This is a genomic window from Aeromicrobium sp. (genome assembly GCF_036675695.1).
Classification (GTDB): Bacteria; Actinomycetota; Actinomycetes; order Propionibacteriales; family Nocardioidaceae; genus Aeromicrobium.
In genome coordinates, this window is record NZ_JAKFEL010000091.1 from 1 (window position 1) to 1623 (window position 1623).

The window sequence follows — 1623 nt, forward strand, 5'->3', positions numbered from 1 at the left end:
GTCGTCGACAAGCATCGTGGGCTCCATCGATTCCGATGGAATGTAGAAGGCCTGCAGGAAGAACGTCTTGACGATCACCGCCATCACCATCGCGGTGATGACCAGAAGGATCGACTCCTGCCAGACGGGGAGCTGTCGTCGCTTCTCAGTCACGCGGTGAGCCTAGCCGTTGCGCGCAACGCACGAACGAGCGCGCTCAGACCTCGCGCTTTTCCTTGATCTTGGCAGCCTTGCCGCGCAGGTTGCGGAGGTAGTAGAGCTTGGCGCGACGTACGTCACCGCGGCTGGCAATCTCGATCTTCTCGATCACCGGGGTGTGCAGCGGGAACGTACGCTCGACGCCGACTCCGAAGCTGATCTTGCGGACCGTGAACGTGCGGCCTATGCCGGAACCCTGGACCTTGAGGCAGACGCCCTTGAACACCTGGATGCGCGAGCGGCTTCCCTCGATGACCTTGACGTGGACTTCAAGGGTGTCGCCGGCGCGAAAGTTGGGGAGGTCGGTGCGGAGTGACTCGCCCGAGACCTGGTCGATGATGTTCGTCATTGCTGTCTCCTCGCTGGTGCCACAGGTCACCCACGGATTGCTTTGTTGATGAAGGTAGAACGGCGGTCGGCGATGGTGCCCCTGCGGCAGAACCATCCTGCGCCAAGGGTCAATCTTGCCACACCAGATGTGTACGGAGGAAATCGGCCGGGACGGCAGAACGTGCCCGCCAAGGTTCTGGCGGGCACGTTCTTTGAGCAGATCAGTCTGATGGAACCGATCAGTCGAGGGCGTAACCCTCTTCGCCGTGGAGCACCGAGTCGATGCCCGCGGCTTCTTCGTCCGGCTTGATACGGAATCCGATCGTCTTCTCGATGATCGTGCCCACGAGGTAGGCGACGATGAACGAGAACGCGAGCACGGAGAACGCCGTGACGGCCTGCGTCCCGAGCTGGTCCAGGTTGCCACCACCGGTGAACAGACCCGTCTCACGCGAGAAGAAGCCCAGGAAGAGGCAGCCGACGAGTCCGCCCACGAGGTGGATGCCCACCACGTCGAGCGAGTCGTCGAAGCCCAGCTTGAACTTCAGCTCGACTGCCAGCGCACAGATCGCGCCGGCGACCAGACCGAGCAGAAGCGCCGTGAGCGGAGTCAGGAACGCACACGCGGGGGTGATCGCCACGAGACCAGCAACTGCACCCGAAGCGGCGCCGACCGAGGTCGCCTTGCCGTTCTTGAAGTGCTCCACCAGGATCCAGCCGAGGATCGCAGCCGCCGGCGCGCCCAGCGTGTTGAGGAAGATCAGGCTTGCACCGGTGTCGTCGAATGCCGCACCGGTGTTGAAGCCGAACCAACCAAACCACAGGATGGCGGCGCCGATGAGGACGAGCGGCACGTTGTGAGGCTTCTGGAGCTCCTTGCTGAAGCCCGTACGCTTGCCGAGGACGAGCGCAAGAGCCAGAGCTGCGGCACCGGCGTTGATGTGGACCGCAGTACCACCGGCCCAGTCCTGCGTGGCGGTGTCACCGAAGCCGAACTTGCCGATCCAGCCGGTCATGCCCTCGTCGTTGAACGCCCAGACCCAACCCTGGACCGGGAAGTAGCAGATCGTCGCCCAGATTCCGGCGAACAGCATC

3 protein-coding genes are annotated in these 1623 nt (G+C 63.2%); all 3 read right to left on the reverse strand.

Going from position 1 to position 1623, the window contains the following annotated elements; translation table 11 throughout:
• Positions 1-153, reverse strand: a 153-nt coding sequence (locus V6M39_RS06000) for a S26 family signal peptidase (protein WP_332642840.1), incomplete at its 3' end; no start/stop codon positions are given.
• Between the two features lie 43 nt (positions 154-196).
• Positions 197-547 carry a 50S ribosomal protein L19 gene (gene rplS, locus V6M39_RS06005; RefSeq protein WP_332642838.1) on the reverse strand — a complete coding sequence of 117 codons (351 nt, stop codon included), beginning with the start codon at positions 545-547 and terminating at the stop codon, positions 197-199.
• A gap of 220 nt (positions 548-767) precedes the next feature.
• On the reverse strand, positions 768-1623 hold an 856-nt coding region (locus V6M39_RS06010; RefSeq protein WP_332642839.1), incomplete at its 5' end, for an ammonium transporter.

Excerpts from the sequence above, each read along its gene's own strand:
- rplS (WP_332642838.1), bottom strand. The coding sequence starts at position 547 with ATGACGAACATCATCGACCAGGTCTCGGGCGAGTCACTCCGCACCGAC.